This is a genomic window from Ilumatobacter sp., from assembly GCF_030065885.1.
Lineage (GTDB): Bacteria > Actinomycetota > Acidimicrobiia > Acidimicrobiales > Ilumatobacteraceae > Ilumatobacter.
Window position 1 is genome coordinate 1 of sequence record NZ_JASJCS010000111.1, and the last position, 19,177, is coordinate 19,177.

18 protein-coding genes are annotated in these 19,177 nt (G+C 71.1%); 4 read left to right on the forward strand and 14 right to left on the reverse strand.

Annotated elements, in window-relative coordinates:
* Positions 1-119 precede the first annotated feature (119 nt).
* On the forward strand, positions 120-680 hold the full coding sequence (locus tag QNJ12_RS19000; RefSeq protein ID WP_300625044.1) for a hypothetical protein: 561 nt from the start codon (positions 120-122) through the stop codon (positions 678-680).
* An 86-nt stretch (positions 681-766) separates the two neighbouring features.
* Here QNJ12_RS19000 and trxB read toward each other — a convergent pair whose 3' ends face one another.
* The 9 genes from trxB to QNJ12_RS19045 are packed head-to-tail and all read right to left on the reverse strand — an operon-like array spanning position 767 to position 9,852.
* Positions 767-1,714: a thioredoxin-disulfide reductase gene (gene trxB / locus QNJ12_RS19005; RefSeq protein WP_300625046.1), complete on the reverse strand. Its 948-nt coding sequence runs from the start codon at positions 1,712-1,714 to the stop codon at positions 767-769.
* A gap of 25 nt (positions 1,715-1,739) precedes the next feature.
* Positions 1,740-2,063: a hypothetical protein gene (locus QNJ12_RS19010; protein ID WP_300625048.1), complete on the reverse strand. Its 324-nt coding sequence runs from the start codon at positions 2,061-2,063 to the stop codon at positions 1,740-1,742.
* Positions 2,064-2,082: 19 nt separating this feature from the next.
* The gene (locus QNJ12_RS19015) at positions 2,083-3,081 is read right to left on the reverse strand and encodes a hypothetical protein (protein WP_300625050.1); all 999 of its coding nucleotides are present in this window, start codon (positions 3,079-3,081) and stop codon (positions 2,083-2,085) included.
* Positions 3,078-3,680, reverse strand: coding sequence for a sigma-70 family RNA polymerase sigma factor (locus QNJ12_RS19020; RefSeq protein ID WP_300625051.1), 603 nt, complete (start codon positions 3,678-3,680; stop codon positions 3,078-3,080). The genes QNJ12_RS19015 and QNJ12_RS19020 overlap by 4 nt, the downstream gene beginning before the upstream one ends.
* Positions 3,677-5,446: a serine/threonine-protein kinase gene (locus tag QNJ12_RS19025; protein ID WP_300625053.1), complete on the reverse strand. Its 1,770-nt coding sequence runs from the start codon at positions 5,444-5,446 to the stop codon at positions 3,677-3,679. Before QNJ12_RS19025 ends, QNJ12_RS19020 begins: the two co-directional genes overlap by 4 nt.
* A gap of 41 nt (positions 5,447-5,487) precedes the next feature.
* Positions 5,488-5,943, reverse strand: coding sequence for a hypothetical protein (locus QNJ12_RS19030; protein ID WP_300625055.1), 456 nt, complete (start codon positions 5,941-5,943; stop codon positions 5,488-5,490).
* A 12-nt stretch (positions 5,944-5,955) separates the two neighbouring features.
* A complete protein-coding gene (locus tag QNJ12_RS19035; RefSeq protein ID WP_300625057.1) occupies positions 5,956-6,795 on the reverse strand; it encodes a DegV family protein in 840 nt (279 codons plus the stop codon).
* Between the two features lie 34 nt (positions 6,796-6,829).
* Positions 6,830-9,142, reverse strand: a complete 2,313-nt coding sequence (locus tag QNJ12_RS19040; protein WP_300625058.1) for a hypothetical protein — start codon at positions 9,140-9,142, stop codon at positions 6,830-6,832.
* A complete protein-coding gene (locus QNJ12_RS19045) occupies positions 9,142-9,852 on the reverse strand; it encodes an N-acetyltransferase (protein ID WP_300625059.1) in 711 nt (236 codons plus the stop codon). Before QNJ12_RS19045 ends, QNJ12_RS19040 begins: the two co-directional genes overlap by 1 nt.
* 193 nt (positions 9,853-10,045) lie before the next feature.
* Here QNJ12_RS19045 and QNJ12_RS19050 point away from each other — a divergent pair, with 193 nt between their 5' ends.
* Positions 10,046-11,467, forward strand: coding sequence for a CCA tRNA nucleotidyltransferase (locus QNJ12_RS19050; protein WP_300625061.1), 1,422 nt, complete (start codon positions 10,046-10,048; stop codon positions 11,465-11,467).
* A gap of 165 nt (positions 11,468-11,632) precedes the next feature.
* Positions 11,633-13,804, forward strand: a complete 2,172-nt coding sequence (locus QNJ12_RS19055) for an EAL domain-containing protein (RefSeq protein WP_300625063.1) — start codon at positions 11,633-11,635, stop codon at positions 13,802-13,804.
* 36 nt (positions 13,805-13,840) lie between these two features.
* Here the strand turns inward: QNJ12_RS19055 and QNJ12_RS19060 are convergent, their stop codons facing one another.
* Together QNJ12_RS19060 and QNJ12_RS19065 are read right to left on the reverse strand one after the other, a co-directional pair.
* Positions 13,841-15,250 (reverse strand): serpin family protein, encoded by a 1,410-nt coding sequence (locus QNJ12_RS19060; RefSeq protein ID WP_300625065.1) that lies wholly within the window; start codon positions 15,248-15,250, stop codon positions 13,841-13,843.
* A gap of 223 nt (positions 15,251-15,473) precedes the next feature.
* On the reverse strand, positions 15,474-16,067 hold the full coding sequence (locus QNJ12_RS19065; RefSeq protein WP_300625066.1) for a bifunctional 2-polyprenyl-6-hydroxyphenol methylase/3-demethylubiquinol 3-O-methyltransferase UbiG: 594 nt from the start codon (positions 16,065-16,067) through the stop codon (positions 15,474-15,476).
* Between the two features lie 33 nt (positions 16,068-16,100).
* On the opposite strand from QNJ12_RS19065, the gene QNJ12_RS19070 reads away from it, so the two are divergent.
* Entirely contained in the window at positions 16,101-16,487 is a 387-nt protein-coding gene (locus QNJ12_RS19070) for a DUF5318 family protein (protein WP_300625068.1), read from the forward strand.
* A 145-nt stretch (positions 16,488-16,632) separates the two neighbouring features.
* Here the strand turns inward: QNJ12_RS19070 and QNJ12_RS19075 are convergent, their stop codons facing one another.
* The 3 genes from QNJ12_RS19075 to QNJ12_RS19085 form a co-directional block, all read right to left on the reverse strand.
* On the reverse strand, positions 16,633-17,748 hold the full coding sequence (locus QNJ12_RS19075; RefSeq protein ID WP_300625070.1) for an ATP-binding protein: 1,116 nt from the start codon (positions 17,746-17,748) through the stop codon (positions 16,633-16,635).
* Between the two features lie 3 nt (positions 17,749-17,751).
* Positions 17,752-18,426 (reverse strand): response regulator transcription factor, encoded by a 675-nt coding sequence (locus tag QNJ12_RS19080; RefSeq protein WP_300625072.1) that lies wholly within the window; start codon positions 18,424-18,426, stop codon positions 17,752-17,754.
* A gap of 24 nt (positions 18,427-18,450) precedes the next feature.
* A partial coding sequence (locus QNJ12_RS19085) for a hypothetical protein (protein ID WP_300625074.1) occupies positions 18,451-19,177 on the reverse strand: 727 nt, incomplete at its 5' end.

Here is a 19,177-nt window from a genome sequence, read left to right on the forward strand (position 1 = left end):
ATCACACCGAACCGCTGCCGGGCCACGACGACGATCCCACCGAACCGCCCCGATGACCGAACGGCCCACCACGGCGGCGGACGCCACGACGGCGGGTGTCGCGGCGCGAGACTGCCTCGATGGAGCACTGGCGGCTCACCGTGCCGTTCGTCGCCCGCGGCCGCGACGGCACCGTCTCGGTCACGGTCGACACGAACGTGGACCCTCCGCGTTGGGGGTGCCCCGAGCGGGCGCGTGACTTCCCGGTCTGCCAGGCAGCCGTCTCGTTCGATGGTGAGGGGTACCTCGCGATGCTCGGGTGGGTGCAGGTCGTCGGCGAGGCAGCATCCAGTGACCTGCCGCGACGGTTCGAGGTCGATCCGCTCGAGGTCTTCGCCGGCATCGCATCGCCGTTCGCATTCCACGGTGTCGCGCCGACCCTGTTCGATGCGCCGTCGCTCTCCGACCGCGAGACGCCGCTCGACTGGCTGGCCCACTCGTTCCTGCTCGTCGCCCCGTCGCACCCGATGGCGCGAGAGGTGTCGGCGGTCGCCGGCTTCAGCTGGGGGTTCACGATCGACGGCGGGGAGGTCGGCCTCGTCGCGCCCCGGCAGCTCGCGACCGATGCGTGGACGCACCACCTCGACCTGCTGTCGGCCACCTACCCCGACTGGCGGTTCCTCGACGGACCCGTCGGATGAGGCGTCCGGCCTGGGGCCGTCAGGCTGCCTGGCGGAACAGGCGTCCGGCCGGCTGACCAGGGGCGTCGTCTGCCGTCAGGCCGTGCTCAGTCGTGCTGCGCTTCGAGCCAACGTTCGGCGTCGATCGCCGCCATGCAACCCGAGCCGGCCGCGGTGATCGCCTGGCGGTACGTGCTGTCCTGCACGTCGCCGCAGGCGAAGACACCGTCGACGTTGGTGTAGCTCGAATCGGGCTTCGTCACGAGGTACCCGTTGTCGTGCATCTCGAGTTGGCCGGCGAACAGATCGGTGTTCGGCCGGTGACCGATCGCGATGAACAGGCCGGTCACGTCGAGCGTGCTCACCGTGCCGTCGACGGTCGACGTCACCGAGACCCCCTCGACCTTGTCGGTGCCCAGGATGTCCTCGACGGTGTGGTTCCAGAGGAACTCGATCTTGTCGTTGGCGAACGCCCGGTCCTGCATGATCTTGCTGGCGCGCAGCTCGTCGCGGCGGTGGATGATGGTGACCTTGTCGGCGAACTTCGTGAGGAACGTCGCCTCCTCGATCGCCGAGTCGCCGCCGCCGACCACGGCGATGTTCTGCCCGCGGAAGAAGAATCCGTCGCAGGTCGCGCACGTCGACAACCCGTGGCCGAGCAGCCGGGTCTCGGCCTCGAGTCCGAGCATCAACGACTGCGCGCCGGTCGACACGATGATCGAGTCGGCGACGTACTCCTCGTCGCGGACCCACACCCGGAACGGGCGGCCGGAGAAGTCGACCTTGGTGACCTTCTCGGTGAGGAACTCGGCCCCGAAGCGCTCGGCCTGGGCGCGGAAGTTCATCATCAGCTCGGGACCCATGATCCCGTCGGGGAACCCGGGGTAGTTCTCGACATCGGTGGTCAGCATCAGCTGGCCGCCGGGCTGGTCGCTGGTCGAGGAGGGTTCACCCTCGATGACCAGGGGCCTGAGGTTGGCGCGGGCGGTGTAGATCGCGGCGGTCAGACCGGCAGGGCCCGATCCGACGATGATGACGTTGCGTTCGTCAGACATGAGTACTCCGAGGGGTTGGCGGCGCTCAGGCGTCGGTGCTGTGGCGCTTCGTCATCAAGAACATCCCGGCCAGCGTCAGGATTCCACCGATGACGAAGTAGCTGAGGTACACCGCCTTGTCCCACTCGAAGAAGATGTCGAGCAGGGACTGCAGCGCACGGGTCGACGTGATCAGGAGCAGGATCAGCACGACCAGGCCGAGGAAGAAGCCGATGATGCCGAACACGACGCCGCGCACGGCCTTGATGGCGTTGTCGGTGGTCTTGTCGCGGACGTTGCCGACGGTGGTCGTGATGCGCTCGGTGAGGTCGGTCGCCCAGTTGGGGTCGGTCAGCGGGTTGCCCGGCATGGCCAGGACTGTAGCGGCATCAGGGAAGCGCGGTTTCAATCACGATGACGCAGGTGTCGGCGTCGCTCTCGGAGTCGACGCCGTAGACGATGCCGTTCAACTCGTCGACATAGACCAGCAGCTCGACCGCGCCGGCCTCGGTCTCGAAGACGCGACGATCGAGTGCGATCGCCGGGTTCTCGAAGTCGGCGAACTGGCAGTCGGTGTTGGGTGTCGTCAGGCCGACGGTGTTGAACTCCTCGAGCAGCTCGGCGCCGGCCGCTGCGACCTGCGCAGTGAGCGGATCGTCGTCGGGGAGCGACGCCGGCGTCGTGGCCGGCACGATGACCCGGAAGAACCCCTCGTCGCTCGCCGCCTCGTCGCCGGCGTCGGCCGGTGACTCGGCCTCGGCCATCGCGTCCGCGTCGTCGGCCATGTCGGCGTCGAGGCCTCCATCGTCGGCGGCCGCGTCGCTCTCGGCCATGTCGTCGCCCTCGTCTGCAGCCATGTCCTCGGCTGCGTCGTCGGTCGCCTCGTCGAGCGACTCGGGCAGGGCGCCCGAGGCGGGCGCGTCCCCGCCCGCCGCATCGTCGGTCGCCTCGTCGGCTGCCGCGTCGGTGACGGTCTCGACCGATGCGTCCTCGGCTGTGTCATCGTCGTCGCCTCCGCCGCCGATGCCCATGACGACGACGACACCGAGCAGGCCGACCACGACCACCGCAGCGGCGATCGACAGGTAACGGGCGTAGCGGGGTCGGGGCCGGAACGGCACCGTGCGGACCGCCGGACGCTCGGCCGGGCGGACCGCGGTGGCGGCCGCCCCGGCCCCGGTCGACGTGAACTCGGCCATCGCGGCGGCGATCGCCGACTCGCGCGACGCGTCGGTGGGGGGATCGACCGCGCGGATGTCGGCCTGGAGCGCACGGAGCAGCTCGACCTCGGACATCACGTCCGGGTCGGCTTCGGCGATGGCACGCTCCTCGTCGGTGAGCTCACCGTCGAGGTACGCGTTCGCTAGGAAGTACTGCTCGTCGTTCATGGCGATCTTGGGGGGTCGCTCGTTGGACGTTCGTCCGGGCCGTCGCGGTTCCCGAGTTGCTCGACGAGGATCCGGCGGCCTCGTGCGATGCGGGACTTGACCGTACCGATCGGCACGTCGAGCGACGCGGCGATCTCGGCGTAGTCGAAGTCGCCCACGTCGCGCATCACGATCGGTGCCTTGAACTCCTCGGGCAGGTCGGCGAGGGCAGTGTCGATCGCCAACCGGTCGGCCACGGCATCGACGTCGCGGTGCGCCCTGTCGTCCATCGGCTCGGCAGGGGCCTGGTCGTCGTCGTGCACGACGTGCAGCTGCGGGCGACGCTTGCGCCGCCGGAGCTCGTCGAGCGCCGTGTTCGTCGCGATGCGGTAGACCCAGGTGCCGAACTGGGAGCGACCGTCGAAGCGGTCGAGGTTGCGCACGACCCGGATCATGGCCTCCTGCGCGGCGTCGTCGGCATCGCGGGTGCCACCGGCGATGCGGCGGCAGACCGCGTGGACCCGGTCGTAGTGTCGCCGGAGCAGCTCGTCCATGGCGGCGCCGTCGCCGCGCCGAGCGGCCACGACGAGCTCGTCGTCGGACCGGCCGGAGGTGATCACGGCGCGAAGGAGATCTCGCCGAGGCGGCCCCGGTACGGGTTGGCCGTGCTGCAGGCCTCGTCGGGGCCGAGCTCCTTCAGCCACACCAGGAGGTGGCGGGCCGCGGTCTCGACCGGTACGTCGAGCGCGGCGGGGTCGTCGGCGAACTGGGTCGTCCCGACCTGCGTCCAGCCGTCGAGATCGGCGGGAGCGCCCTCGCTGTCGGACTGGTACACGTCGACCTGGAACGGCCCGTTCAACGACTCGAACGAGAGCGTGCCGCTCGACGCGGTCGAGAGGCCGAGGATCAGGCCGACGCCCCGCTTGCCGCCGAGGAACCGGTCCTGGTAGCACTCGGTCGGCCATGCGGTGCTGGCGCTGCCGTCGGCCAGCGCAAGGCCGGCCTGCGCGTCGTTCTCGGTGCCGTTGGTGCCATCGGGGTCCCACGCCTGGACGCTCGCGATCTGAACGCCGCCTGCGGCGAGGGCGGCGTCGCCGGTCTCGTCGCCGGGCTCGTCGTCCCCGGCCGGGTCCGATCCGGCCGCTCGATCGTCCCCGGCCGCCGGGGCGACGTCGGGCACGAGCGTGTCGGTCGTGAAGTCGTCGCTCTCGTCGCCGCGGTTGACGCCGACGAACAGGACGGCGGCCACGACCAGCGCCGCGACGAGCAGCGCGCCGACCACGAGGAGCGACGGCGTCCAGCGCTGCTCGTCCTGCCGCGCAGGCGTGCCGTGGATCGGTGCGCTCGCCGGCGGCGTCGGGTCGCGGCGGGCCTCGGTCGACGACCGTGGACGGTGATCGCGCCTGGTCAGGGCCACCGTGCCGCTGATGTGCGGGTCACCCGGCACGCCGGGGCCGGCGCCGAGCGCCTTGGTCGGTGGGTTGGCGATCCGGGGCGGTGGCTCGGCCGGCGTGCCGTCGATCTCGGGCGGACTCGTGTCGACGGCGAGCAGCGCCGCCCGCAGATCGGAGCCCGTCTGAGGCCGGTGCGCCGGGTTGCGAGCGAGGGTCTTGTGGATCAGGTTGACGAGGCCGATCGGCAGCGTCGGGCGTAGATGACCGAGGTCGGTCGGGTCGCGCTGGAGGCGGGCGAGTGCGGTGTCGGCATCGGACTCGCCGAGGAACGGCACCCGGCCGGCGAGGCACTCGTAGAGCACGAGGCCGAGGGAGTAGAGGTCGGCCCGACCGTCGAGGCGGCGACCGCGCACCTGCTCGGGTGAGAGGTACTTCGCCGTACCCATCATGACGTTGTCGCTCGTCAGGTCCTCGTCGCCGGGCTCGAGCCCCTTGGCGATGCCGAAGTCGGTGAGCAGCACGCGCCCGTCGGAGGTGACGAGGATGTTGCCGGGCTTGACGTCGCGGTGGACGAACCCGGCCCGGTGCGCCTCGTCGAGCGCGCCGGCGATGGCCGCACCGATGTGGATCGTCAGCTCGGGTCCGAGCCGCTTCTGCGAGTCGAGCAGCTGGCGTAGGCTCTTGCCGTCGACGAGCTGCATGACGACCGCCTGGCGGCCCTCGTCGACGAACACGTCGTGGACACCGACGATGTTCGGGTGGTTGAGGCGGGCGACGGCGATCGCCTCGCGGCGGAACCGCTCGGCGACGACCGGGTCGGTGGCGAGGTTCGTCTTCAGCCACTTGACGGCGACCTTGCGATCGAGGTCGACGTCGGTCGCCACCCACACCTCGGCCATGCCGCCCTGACCGATGCGGCGCTCGAGCCGGTAGCGCTCGGCGAGCAGCTGACCGCTCGGCGCGTGCTGGGGGGACGGGGACGTGGAGGGCATGACCGTTCGTCACGCTAGTGGTGCGGCACCGCCCGATTCGGTCAATCCTCGACCTCAGGTCGAGGGTTGGCGACTTCGGCAGAGGTCACGTGCCAGAGGTCGCCGCCGCCGATCGCGAGACATCTGCCGACCTCGTCGAGGATCTCGGCGTCGGGGTACGTGAACCGCAGCTTGGACTTCTCCCCGCCACCACCTCCCACATCGATCATGTCGCCGTCGCGCAACCGCTGGTCGCCGACACGGATCGAATCGCCCGCCCATTCGGTGCCGACGGGCCAGATCAAGAGCGTCAGATCGCCGTCCTCGCCCTCGATGAACGAGCACCTCTCGACCAGCCGGAGCGGTCCGACGGCCATGCCGTCCTCGAACTCGCATCCGTCGCCGAAGTCAGCACACCGAGGCTCCACGATCAGCGGTCCGTCGATCGTGTACTCGTCGGCGTCGGAGCCACAGCCGACGACGAGCAGCAGCGCCGCGGCGACGGCGACGCGCGTCATCACCTGGCAGACCTACTCCGGGACGGCGAAGGCGACGCCGATCGTGCCGCGGCCCGCGTGGGTGCCGATGACCGGGCCGATCTCGCCGATCACGATCTCGCCGTCGTAGTGCGGCTGGAGCATCTCGACGAACTGGTCGACGTCGCTGCAGTCGGCGTGGAGCACGGCGAGGTCGGTCATCCGGCCCTGCTCGGCCGCGACCTTGTCGACGAGGAACTTGAGCGCCTTCGAGCGGGTGCGCTGCTTGCCGCCCTGCTCGACCTGCCCGTCGATGACCTCGATGATCGGCTTGATGGCCAGCGCCGTGGCGAGGAGCGCCCGGGCGTTGCCGATGCGGCCGCCCTTCTTCAGGTTCTCGAGCGTGTCGAGCGCGCCGAACACCCGGGTCCGCTCGGCGAGCTCGCGGGCGAGCTGCTCGACGTCGTCGAGAGCGGCGCCGTCGGCGGCGGCGCGAGCGCACGCCAGCACGATCGTGCCGACGCCGAGGCTCACGGTCCGGCTGTCGACGACGCGGACGGGGATCTCGTCGGCCACGGATCGCGCCGCCAACTCGGCGCTCTGCATCGTTGCCGACAACGCGCCCGAGAGCGAGACGACGACGATGCCGGTGGCGCCGTCGGCGTGCAGCTCGCGGTACACCGACTCGAATTGGCCGGGTGCCGGCGCAGCCGTCTCGGGGAGTGTGTCCTGTTGTGCGCAGCGGGCCCAGAACTCGCTGGTCGACAGCTCCTCGCGGTCGATGAACTCGTCGTCGCCGAAGCGGATCGACAGCGGCACGACCCTGATGCCGTGTTCGACGACGGCGTCGTCGGGCAGGTCGCAGGAGGAATCGGTGACGATGCGGACGCTCACGGTCGGGCGAGCCTACCGGTCAACCGGTCGGCAGTCACGTGGCGGCCGTGCCGCGGCCCCCCGCCGCTCCGGCGCGGTCGCCCGCCACGGCGCCGTCGCGATCGTCGTCGCGCACCCGGTCGGGCGCCTCGTCTGCCGACTCGCCGGGCCCGGCGGCTCCGGCACCGTTCGCCGGGTGGCGCTCGCGGGCGTCGTCGGACCGCCGGGCGCGCTCGGCCCGGCGCCTGCGCAGGAAGTAGCTGAACCACCAGCTGGCGAGCACCAGCACGGCGCCTGCCGTGAAGACGCGACCGAGACCGGTGAGCGTGCTGATGCGAGCCGTCAGCTCGACGGGCTCGTACAGCCGGTTGCCGGCCGGCGTCATGACATCGATCAGCACGGGGAACACGCCGTTCGAGCGGGCCTCGACCGGCACCGGCACCTCGGTGATCACGTTCGGCTCGAGCACCACCTCGACGTCGCCGCCCGGGACGGTGAGCTTCTCGGCCTCGACGCGAACGATGACCCGCATCGGCGTCGAGCCGCGGTTCTCGATCCGCACCGGGATCGCCGTCTCACGGCCGGTGGCGGTGAAGCGGAACTGCTCGGGGGGCTGCACGTCGTTCCGCAGCGCGGCGACCTCGGCCTCGACCGCGTCGATCCGCCGGGTGGCTTCGATGGCGCCCAGCTCGGTGGAGAGCGCGACGCGCAGCGCCTCGTCCCACGCGGTCGGGCGAGGGTCGCCGTCCGGCAGCATCGACGCGACATCGGCGGCCCGGAGGCGCATCTCGGTCACCCGCTGCGCGCGGCCGCCGAGGGACCACGCCGGGTCGTCGTCGAGTGCGACGGTCAGCGCCTCGCCGTCGACGAAGAACGAGTTGGTCAGCGCCGGGATCTGCGAGAGAGGGACGAACGAGTAGTCGGGGTGCTGCTCGACCAGCACCTCGAGCTCGGCGAGCACGTCGGGGTCGGGCACTCGGATGTCGGGGGTGGCGAGCACGAGCGAACGGAGGTCGGGTCCGAGCTGGAACCGCATCGCCGTCACGGTCGCCATCAGGTTGACCGCGTCGACGACCGGGACCTGGCCCGAGTCGTGGTCGGGGTCGATCAGCGCGGTGACGGGGTCGACGACGGCGATCCGCATCGGCGACCCGTCGTCGATGGTGGTGTTGAGGAGCAGCGACGTGTCGGTGAGGCCGGGGACGGCACCCGACAGACCGGTGTAGCGCTCGAACGGCACGACCAGCATCGACGTGCCGATCGAGCGGAGCGCTCCGGCACCGTCGGGCGTCGTCGACGAACGGACGAGCCAGGCCGAGCGGTCGACGGGTATCCCGGGGAACCCGCGGCCGAGGATCTCGTCGCCGTCGTCGAACGTCCGCTCCAGGTCGACGGTGAGACCGGCGCGAGCGGCCGACGACGGGTCGATCGCGTTCGCCGGGAGCGCGACGAGCGCATCGGCCGGCGTGAGTGCGGCGGCGAGGTCGGCGATGGCACCGTCGAGGTCGCCGGTGTCGATGAGCTCGGGTGGCACGGCGAACGCGATCGGCGCGTCGATCCGCCGGCCGACGTCGGTCAGGCCGGCGAGGTCGTCGGCCGCCGTCGCCAGCTGCGCCTCGCTCGGTGCCGGACCGACCGGCTCGGTCGCAGCCACGACGGCGAGACGGAACGGCCCGAGGCCCACGCTCGAGCGCACCAGCTCGACGAACGTGGTGTGCGACGCGATCAGCGCCGAGTCGCGGCGGACCTGGACGGTCACCGGGTAGAGGCCGGGCTCGAGCAGATCGAGCCGATCGACGTCGGCACCGAGGCGTGCGATCGGCACGTCCACGGCGATCAGGCGCTGGCGGGTGGCCTCGTCGAACCGGGCGACGTCGTCGAGTGCGTACTCCAAGATGTCGACCACGGGACCGTTCGTCCCCTCGATGACCGCCTCGACGGCCTGGCGGGTCTCGACGCGGCGGTGGGCGCGCACCTGGACGATCATCTCGGGCCCGGGGTCGATCGTGGTCGTCGGCGCGGCGATCGTCGTCGCCGTGTCGGCTGCGATCGTCGGCTCGGGGGCCGCGGTCGTCTCCGGCGGCGGCTGACCCGGCAGTGTCGTGGTGGTGGTGGTCGTGGTCGACGTCGTGGTGGTGGTCGTGGTCGTCGTGGTGGTCGTGGTCGTGGTCGGAGCGATCTCGGGAACGTCGCCGGTCACGACGAACTCCAGCCGGAGGTTGCCGCCGAGCGTGACGGCGAAGTCCTGGCTCTCGAGGACGAGGCCGTTCGACGAACCGGCCTGGGAGCTGGCCGGCCGGCTCGCGCCGGTCGACGCCAAGGCACCGATCGTCACTGCTGCGATGCCGAGCAGGCCGACGCGCCGCATCAGGCGAGGCGCAGCTCGGCGATGGTGAGTCGCTCGTCGAGCCGGACGAACCCGAGGCCGTCGTAGAGCGCCAGCGCGGCGTCGTTGGTGATACCGGTGTTGACGAGCGCGGCGCTGAGCCTGCCGCGGGTCATCCAGGTCAGCGCGTCGGTCACGAGATCGCGGGCGATGCCGGCCCGGCGATGCCGAGTCGAGACCGCGAGCCGCTGCAGGTAGCCGTTCGGGCCGGCGGCACCGGAGATCGCGAAGCCGGCGAGCTCGCGTCCGACGTGGATCGACCGGCCGCGGTGGATCGGCGTCGCCCGCTGGATGTCACGCAGGCTGGCGGCATCGTTGCCCCACATCGGCCCGAACGCGTCCTGGTCGACGCGCGCCGCGTCACGGTGCTGCCAGGGATGCAGGCGCCGGGTGCGCCGCGCCCCGTCGCGGCCGCCGTGATCGGCGAGGTCGAGGCGCAGCAGCGCCAGCTCGTCGATCGTCTCGAAGCAGGCCGCCGCCATCACGTCGGCCGCCCTCGGCAAGAGCGCCGACGTACGGACGGCCCTGGCACCACGGCCGCGCGCGTGGGCGATCGCATCGTCGACCGCCTCGGGCGTCGGCACGGTGAGATGATCGACGAAGATCAGGTGGGCGACGGTCGGGTCGTTCGGCCACTGTCGCATCCGCCACGTCCGCGGCACGCCGCTCGCCGTCCGCACGACCGAACTCACACCTGCGACGGTAGCCCCCGGCGTCCGACGGCGTCAGGCGGACCGCCGAACCGGCGCGCTGGGTCGCCCCCGGGAGACCGGTCGGAAGCGGTCGGCGAGGGACGGCGGAGGGTTCGGCGGAGGGGACGGCGGATCGGCGATGCCACCACGCAAGTGCTGACTCCGCCGGCGCCGTCACTAGCCTGGCCGGGCCATGATCCCGGAGCGATTCGCCCCCGTGCTCGACGAGCTCGCGCCCGTCGCCGAGCGGTTCGAGGCCGCTGGCCACCGGCTCTACCTGGTCGGCGGCACGGTGCGCGATCTGCTCGTCGGCAGCGGCCGCCACGATTTCGATCTCGACCTGACGACCGACGCCCGCCCGCCCGACATCAAGACGTGCCTCGGTGACTGGGCCGACGCGCTGTGGACGCAGGGCGAGCGGTTCGGCACGATCGGCGCCAAGCACGGCGAGCGCAGGTACGAGATCACCACGTTCCGGGCCGAGAGCTACACCGACGATTCCCGCAAGCCACACGTGACGTACGCGGACGATGTCGAGACCGATCTCGGACGCCGCGACTTCACCGTCAACGCGATGGCGCTCGAGCTGACCGGTGGCGCGACGCCGACGCTCGTCGACCCGCACGGCGGCGCGGCCGACCTCATGCGGCAGGTGCTGCGCACGCCGCTCGGTCCCGAGGTCAGCTTCAGCGACGATCCGTTGCGGATGCTGCGGGCCGCACGCTTCATCGCGGGCTACGGACTCGAGCCGACCGACGAGATGGTGGCCGCCGTGCGCGCGATGCGCGATCGGCTGCACATCGTGTCGGCCGAGCGGATCCGCGACGAGTTCGACAAGCTGATCACGGTCGACCACCCGTCGAGGGGTCTGTGGTTCCTCTACGACACCGGCCTCTCGGACGAGTTCCTGCCCGAGCTGTCGGCGATGCGGCTCGAGCACGACCCGATCCACCGCCACAAGGACGTGCTGACCCACACGATCGCGGTGGTCGAGAACGTCCGCCCGCCGCACGAGCAACCCGAGGACAGGCCGCCGTTCGACTTCCGGTTGGTGCGCCTCGCCGCGCTGTTCCACGACGTCGGCAAGCCGCGGACCCGCGGCTACCAGGAGGGCAAGGGCACCACGTTCCACCACCACGACGCGGTCGGTGCCCGCATGACCAAGAAGCGGATGACCGCGCTGCGGTACTCGAACGGCGACGTCGCCGCGGTCACTGCGCTCGTGGCACTGCACCTGCGGTTCCACACGTACCGGCTCGGCTGGTCGGACGCCGCGGTGCGGCGGTACGTCCGCGACGCCGACGATCTGCTGCACGAGCTGAACGTGTTGACGCGCTGCGACTGCACGACGCGCAACGAGCGCAAGGCCCGCGAGCTGTCGAAGCGGATGGACGGCCTCGAGGCGCGGATCGCCGAGTTGCAGGCGGCCGAGGAGCTCGCTGCGATCCGACCCGAGCTCGACGGCCAGGCGGTGATGGCGCACCTCGGCATCGAGCCGGGGCGCGAGGTCGGCGAGGCGCTGCAGTTCCTCCTCGACATCCGCCTCGACGAGGGCCTGATCGGCGAGGCCGAGGCGACCAAGCGCCTCGACGAATGGTGGGCCGAGCGGGCGTGATCGGCCGTCGCGGCCGGCGTTCCGTCCGCATCGTGTCAAGCGAGTGAGGGAGCCGTCGAGGCTGACGTTGCGATAGCGTCGTTCTTGTTTGCTTTTCGTCAAGAACGCCTGCTCGTTCGGCCTGGCATCCTCCATTCACCGCGCGTGATGACGTAACCTCTCAACGTGGGCGGTGATGCCAATGTCGCGGTCGTCCTGATCGGCATCGTGTCGATCGCCGCGCTCGTGCTGAGCATCTGGAACGGCCGGCGCCAGAGCGCACTCCTCGAAGCGCAGCTCGACGCGGTCGAGGCAGCCGATGCCGAGGTGCGCCGCCTCCTCGACGAGCTGCCCGAGGCGGTGCTGCTGGTCGACATCGACTGCGTCGTCCACTCGACCAACGCCGCAGCCCTGAGTCTGTTCGGCCGCGGCCGCGAGGAGGTCGTCGACGCCGACCTTCTCGACCACGCCGAGCCCGAGGATCAGCGGCGTCTCGCGACGGCCATCCAGCAGACGTTCGACGGCAACGAGATCGAGCCGATCCAGATCGACATCCGAGCCGACCACCACGACCACAGCGTCGTTGCCGAGGTGTCGTTCCACCTCCCCAAGCGCCGCCTGATGACGCATCCTTCGATCGACGACCGGCGCGTCGTCGTCCGCCTCCGCGACGTGTCCGAGCGCGAGCAGCAGAACCGTGCCCTCGATCAGGCGCGCCGCCGGTTCCAGCAGGCGTTCCAGTCGGCACCGACCGGCATGGCGCTGGTGCGTCTCGACGACGGCCGCATCGTCGACGCCAACCAGTCGCTGGCCGAGATGCTCCACCACGACGTGATGGCGCTGGTCGGCTGCACGCTGCGCGAGTTCACGCACCCCGACGACGTGCGCGCCGCGCAGCCGCACCGCGCGCGCCTCGAGCTCGGCATCGTCGACTCGTTCCGCATCGACCAGCGGTACCGGCGGCGAGACGGCGAGTACGTCTGGGCGCGCACTCGTGTCTCGGCCACCGAGGACGACGGCGTGATGCTGGCGATCACCCACATCGAAGACGTGACCGAGCAGCGCCGGGCGGCCGAGCAGCTCCGGCACGCAGCGCGCCACGACGAGCTGACCGGCCTCCCGAATCGCTCGTACCTCATGCACCTGCTCGCCGACCGGCTCGGGACCGCCGACGTGGCCGACGTGGCCGTGCTCTTCATCGACCTCGACCAGTTCAAGTTCGTCAACGACAGCCTCGGCCACGAGATCGGCGACCAGCTGCTGCAGATCGTCTCCGACCGGCTCCGGGCCGGTCTGCGCGACAGCGACGTGCTGGCGCGGTTCGGTGGCGACGAATTCGTCGCCGTCCTCGAGGGCGAGCCGCTGGACGTCGCCGAGCGTCTCCGGCGCGCGGTCCACCCGCCGGTGGTGCTCGGCGAGCACGAGCTGTTCATCACGGCGTCGATCGGGTTCTCGACCAACCACGAGCCGGGGATGTCGCCCAACGACCTGCTGCGCGACGCCGACGCAGCGATGTACCGCGCAAAGGCGCGCGGGCGCGACTGCGTCGAGGCGTTCGAGGTCGGCGGGCACGAGGTCGGCGTGCTCGCGCTGCGCACCGCGGGCGAGCTCCGGCGCGGCATCGAGCGCGGCGAGGTCGTGCCGTACTACCAGCCGATCGTCGCGCTCGGGTCGGGTCAGGTGCTCGGCTACGAGGTGCTGGCCCGCTGGCTGCACCCCGACCGGGGTCTGCTCCCGCCGAGTGACTTCCTGCCGCTGGCGGAAGAGACCGGGCTGCTGATCGACATCGGCGCCCAGATCCTCCGCGACTCGTTGGCCCAGCTCGCGCAGTGGCGCGCGGCCGGTCATTCGTTCGCCGACTGCTTCCTGTCGGTCAACGTCGGCACGCGCCAGCTCGTCGACCCCGGCTTCTACGAGACCGTCGTCGAGGCACTTGCCGAGTCGGGGATCGACGCCGACTCGGTGCGGCTCGAGATCACCGAGACCGCGCTGCTCGCCGACGTGAAGGCAGCCACGGTCGCGCTGCGCGAGCTGCGCAGCCTCGGCCTCCACCTCTCGGTCGACGACTTCGGCACCGGCTACTCGTCGCTGACCTACCTCAAGCGGTTCCCGGTCGAGTCGATCAAGATCGACCGCTCCTTCGTCGCCGGGCTCGGCATCGAGGCCGAGGACACCACGATCGTCGAGGCCGTCGTGCGGCTCGGCCAGGCGCTCGGCCTCAACGTCGTTGCCGAGGGCATCGAGTCGCCGTTGCAGCTGTCGCGCCTGCGCGACCTCGGCTGCGACCAGGGGCAGGGCTACCTGTTCGGCCGCCCCCGCCCGTTCGACCTCATCGAACGCGAGCGCGCCGGCGTATAACCATTTCAAGTTGTGTCAGACACAACTTGAAACTCGTCAGGCGGACGGGTCCATGATGCGGCCGGCGAACAGCGTTGCGCCGCTGACGTCGTCGACGATGCGGAGGACGAACGGCCGGTCGAGCACGACCGGGACCGGCTCTGTGACGGGCGCGCTCACGGCGCCCATCAGGATCACCGTCGCTGCCGCGGCCTCGATCCCGGTCTCGTCGATCGCGAGCCACGTCTCGTGGAGCGCCCGATCGAGCACCAGGCGGGGGTCGTCCGCGATGCCGAGCAGGTTGCCGAGCTCGAACGGGGCCGTCAACCCGAGGTCCACCAGCACGTCGGTCAGCTCGACGTTCACCCGTGTCTCGAACGTCGGCATGACGAGCCGGCCACCGTCGGTCGCCGTGCGCTGGTACTCGTCGATGACCTCGTCGACGCGCGCAGCCACGTCGTCGAACCGTCCTTCGTCGGGCAACACGACCTGCAGGCTGACGTTGCCGACGAGACGCTTCGTGGCGGCCACCCAGCCGTCCCCTCGGCCCGACACGTCGCCGGCGCCGTCCATGAACGGGACCGTGATGGTCGAGCCGTCGATGCGGGCGAACTCATCGTCGGCCGTCGCGTCGGCGTCGAACTCGTTCTGCCACGACGCGCAGAGCAGCAGGGCGTTGACGAGTGCCAGCACCGTGTCGACCTCGATGTCGGACTCGTGCACGAGGTCGGTGATCCGGTCCTCGGTGGCGTCGGCGATGAACTCGTTGATCCGGTCAGCCGCCGCGGCCTGATCGACCGCGAAGTCGAGCTCCTCGAGGACAGCGCCGTAGTTCGTGCCGATGGTGTCGAGATAGGTCGCGAGGAACGGGTAGCCGGGTTGGAGGAACGCAGCGTTGGCGATGTTGGCGTGGAACTCGCCCGGGTCCTGCTCGTCGGGCTCGCCCTCGACGAGCAGCTCGGCCTGCCGTGCCTCCAGGTCCTGCTCGAGCGCGCTCATCGAGGCGTGCCAGGCGGTGGGATCGTCGATGCGCAGCAGGTCGTGGAGCTGTTGCTGCGCCTCACCGGTCGCACCCGGCTCCATCATGCCGAGCGCAATGGCGATGCTCAGCGGGGAGACGATCATGTTGTCGCCGGCGCCGACACGTTGCCCACTGGCTGCCAGGACGTCGTAGCCGAACGCGGTGATCGCCTGCCCGGCGACGTCGGGCGACGCCGCCGCCGGGCGTCGATCGGGGACGGCGATCAGGCCGATCGCCTCCGTCGATCCGTCCGGATCGGACTCGTCGGGTCCTGCGCTGTCGGGCTCGGAGTGGTCGGATTCGGAACCATCCGGTGTCGAACCGGTGGGCGCGGCGGTCGTGTCGCCGGGCTGCTGGCCCGGACCGGACCCTTCGTCGTCGGAGCCGCACGAGGCCGCGACGAGCGCCAGCACGAGCGGAACGATGATGCGCGCATGGTGGCCCATGGCCGACTCCTTCCACGAACCCTTCCGACGTCTTGGACGCTCCGACCGCTCGAACGGTTCCCTCGTCACCGGGGGTCCGGCCGTCACCCGGTCGCGGCGCGATCACATCGCCGGTCGGTTGCGTCACGCCGGCGAGGTTGGTGAGCGTCGAAGCAGCGCGGAGACAGCGAACTTGGGAGGCGCAGCCGAGCCGGCTTGGCCGGTCGGCGAAGCCCCATGGGAACTAGTCGCCTTCCTTGCGAGCCCGGAGGACGAGCGTGGTCGGCACGGGCGAGATCTCGCTGACGCCGAGCTCGAGGATCTGGTCGACCCGGAAGTTGGCGCGGCTCAGCTGGACGAACCAGTCGCCGATCGTGCGGCCGACCGTGCCGTAGGGGTGCACCTTCGAGCCGTACTCGTCGGAGGAGTGCACGCCCGCGAACGGGTGCGGCACCGAGATCACGAACGGGTGGCTCGCCTTGAGCACGCGGTGCACCTGGCGGAGGAGGCGGCCGAGGTCGTCGATCTCGATCAGCGTGTGGTTGGCCACGACGAGCTCGATCGAGCCGCTCGTGGCGAAGCCGAGGTCGGCGAGGTCGCTCACGTGACACTCGATGCTCACCTCGGCCTCGGCAGCGGCGTCGCGCAGGTCGTCGACGGTTGCCCCGTCGGGGTCGACGGCGATCGCCTTGCCGCCCGCCAGCGCGAACGCGAGCGCGTTCCGATCGCGGCTGATGCCCAGCTCGAGTGCACGCCGGCCACCACTCAGGTCGCCGCACAGTCGGAGTTCGTGGTCGTCGGGGATGTCCCGCCCGAACGAGATCGGTGGCGTCGTCACGGCACCAGTCTGGCGGATGGCTAGCCTGCAGGGATGGGTTTCTCGCTCGGTGCGCTGCGTGGTGGCGAGGAACGCCGCGGCATCGTCGACCACCGTCTGGCGCGCCGGATGCTCATCAACCAGGTCCGTCTCGGCCGGATCAGCCGCACCGAGGTCTGCGACGCCCACCCCGAACTGATCCGCGCCGCCCGCAACGTCGGCACCGAGACCACGGCGGATTGCCCGGTGTGCGAGGAGGTCCCGCTGCGCATCGTCACCTACGTGTTCGGCCACCGGCTCCCGGCGTCGGGCCGGTGCGTCTCGAGCGCCCGCGAGCTCCGCCAGCTCGGTCGTCACGCCGAGGGCGAGCTCACCGCGTACGTCGTCGAGGCGTGCGTCGAGTGCCGCTGGCACCACCTACTCCGCGTGCTGCCCGTCTGAAGACCACATGGTCGTCTGCGGCTCGATCAGCCCGCTCGGCACGATCAGCCCGCTCGGCACGATCAGCCCGCTCGGCACGGTCGGCGTGGTCGACCCCGCTTCAACACGCTCGGCGCACTCGGCCGCCCCGGAGCGCCCGGCGGCCTCAGCGGCGCAGCGTCAGCTCGAAGCACGTCCCTCGGTCGCCCTCGACCGGCGATTCGACCGACACGTCGCCGCCGTGGGCGCGGGCGACCTGCCGGGCGATCGGTAGCCCGAGCCCCGTCCCGGTGCTCGCCTCACCCCGCCATGCACGTTCGAAGATCGCGGCCTGCTCGTCGGCGGGGATGCCGGGGCCGTCGTCGGTCACCGTGATCGCAACACGCTCGTCGACGGACCGGAGTGCCACCGTCACCGTCGAGCCGCCTGGTGCATGATGGATCGCGTTCTCGACCAGGTTGCCGATCGCCCGGTGGACCATCGAGGCATCGACCCGGACCGCCGGCACGGCGTCGAGCCCGTCGGACGCCACCCGCAGCGACGTCGACCGGTCCGCAGCGAGCGCCTCGGAACCCGCCACGACCTCGTGCACGAGCTCGGCGAGGTCGACCGGCCGGAGGTTGATCGTCCGAGCCCGCCCACGGGCGTCGACGAGCAACTCCTCCAGCGCAGCTTGCATCCGCCGAGCTGCGGCCTGCGACCGTTCGATTGCGGCGCGATAGTCGGCAGCTGACGGGTCGGGGTGGGAGAGGAGCACGTCGGCGTTGGTGGTCAGCACCGACAGCGGGGTCCGCAGTTCGTGACTGGCCTCCTCGATGAGCTGCTGCTGGGTCTCGGCGGCGGCCTCGAGACGGTCGAGCATCGCATCGAAGCTCGACGCGAGAGAGGCGAGCTCCGCGGTTCCACCCTCGAGCGCGATCCGGCGCGACAGGTCGGTCGCCTCGATCTCCTCGGCCACCCGCCGCACGCGCTCGATCGGACGCACGGCCCGGCCGGCCAACCACCACGACAACACCGCGGCCGCCGGCGCCAGGGCCAGCGCCGTCGCCGTGACCCATGGCGAGCGTGCTTCGCGGACGGCGCCGGTGATCTCGACGTTCTCGTCCGCTTCGACGGCGTCGCTGCTGGCGCCGACCTCCGCGGACGTCACGTCGACGTCGTCGGTGACGACGACGACGCCGAACAGCACCACCACCGGCACGTAGATCGCGAGGAAGCCGATCACCGCCAGCTGCACGCGGAGCGACCGCCACCACCTCATCGGGCTGCGCTCAGCGGACATCGGTCACGACGGGGTGCTCAGCCGGTAGCCGGCGCCGGTGACGGTCGCGATCGGTTGCGGCTCGCCGAGCTTGCGCCGCAGCCGCGAGAGGATCACCCGCACCGACGACGTGAACGGATCGGCGTTGGCGTCCCAGACATGTTCGAGCAGGGTCTCCGCCGAGAGCACCTCGCCGGCGTGTTGCACGAAGTAGCGCAGGAGCGCGAACTCCCGGGCGGTCAGGTCGAGGGCGATGCCGGCGCGGAACGCAGTGCCGGCCGACTCGTCGATCTCGATGTCGCCGACGGTGAGTCGGCTCGAGCGATGGTCCGAACGACGGCCGAGCGCCCGCAGCCGCGCCAGCAGCTCCCCGAAGTCGAACGGCTTGACGAGGTAGTCGTCGGCACCGGCATCGAGACCCGCCACGCGATCGTCGACCGCGTCGCGGGCGGTCACGACGATCGTGCGGCGCGGCCGCCGGAGCTCGCCGTCGGCCTCGGCGAGCCGGCGAACCAGGTCGAGGCCGTCGCCGTCGGGCAGTCCGAGATCGAGACAGGCGACGTCGTACTCGACCGCGGCGAGCAGCTCGACGGCAGCCGCACAGGTCGTCGCCACGTCGGTCGCGTACGACTCGTTCCGCAGCCCGAGGGCCATCACGTCGGCCAGGTCGGCGTCGTCTTCGAGCAGGAGGATGCGCATGTCGGGTGTCGGCGTCGACGACCGTCAGGGTGCCCGGCGCGCTGTCGTGCTGCCGTCGGGGCCGTTGACGGTCATCGTCTCGCCATTGAACACGATCGACACGTCCGCCGCCGCTCCCATCGGGTCGTTCGGGCGGAACGTCCCCTCCGACGTCAGCACGAGTTGCAGCGTGGGGCGGCTGCCGAGCTCGGCGCCCGCCACGCCGCCCCGCTCGTCGAGGGCGTACCAGCCGTCGACCGTTGCGCCGCCGACGAGCGCCTCCACGTAGGTGCGGAACTCGAAGCCGGCCCACACGGTGCCGATCAGGCGAACCGAGGACACCGGCCCGAGCTCGGCTTCGATGAGGGCGAGCTCGGCGCGGCCTTCCTGCGTCTCGCCGGCGAGGAGCGAGCGCACGAGCGCTTCGTGGTCGGCCATCGCAGCCGCCTGCTCGTCGTCCTCGGGTGGGAACAGCGTCGCCGTGGCGATCGGGCCGATCGCCGTGACCTCGATCGTGCCCTGTGTTCCGTCGCCGACGGCGACGATGTCGAAGCCGTCGCCGGGTAGCTCGATGGCGATGTCGATGTCGGCGCCGACGTCGCCGTCCCGACCGCCGTCGTCGACCTCGCCGCGCTCGTCGGCGACCGGTAGATCGCTCTCGAGCACCTCGTACCGCCCGGCGAGCGCGAGCAGCTCGGCTGGCTCGATCTCGCCCCGCTCCGGCGGTGCCGGCGGTGCCGGGAGCGGTTCGCCGGCGAGGAAGGCCGGTGCG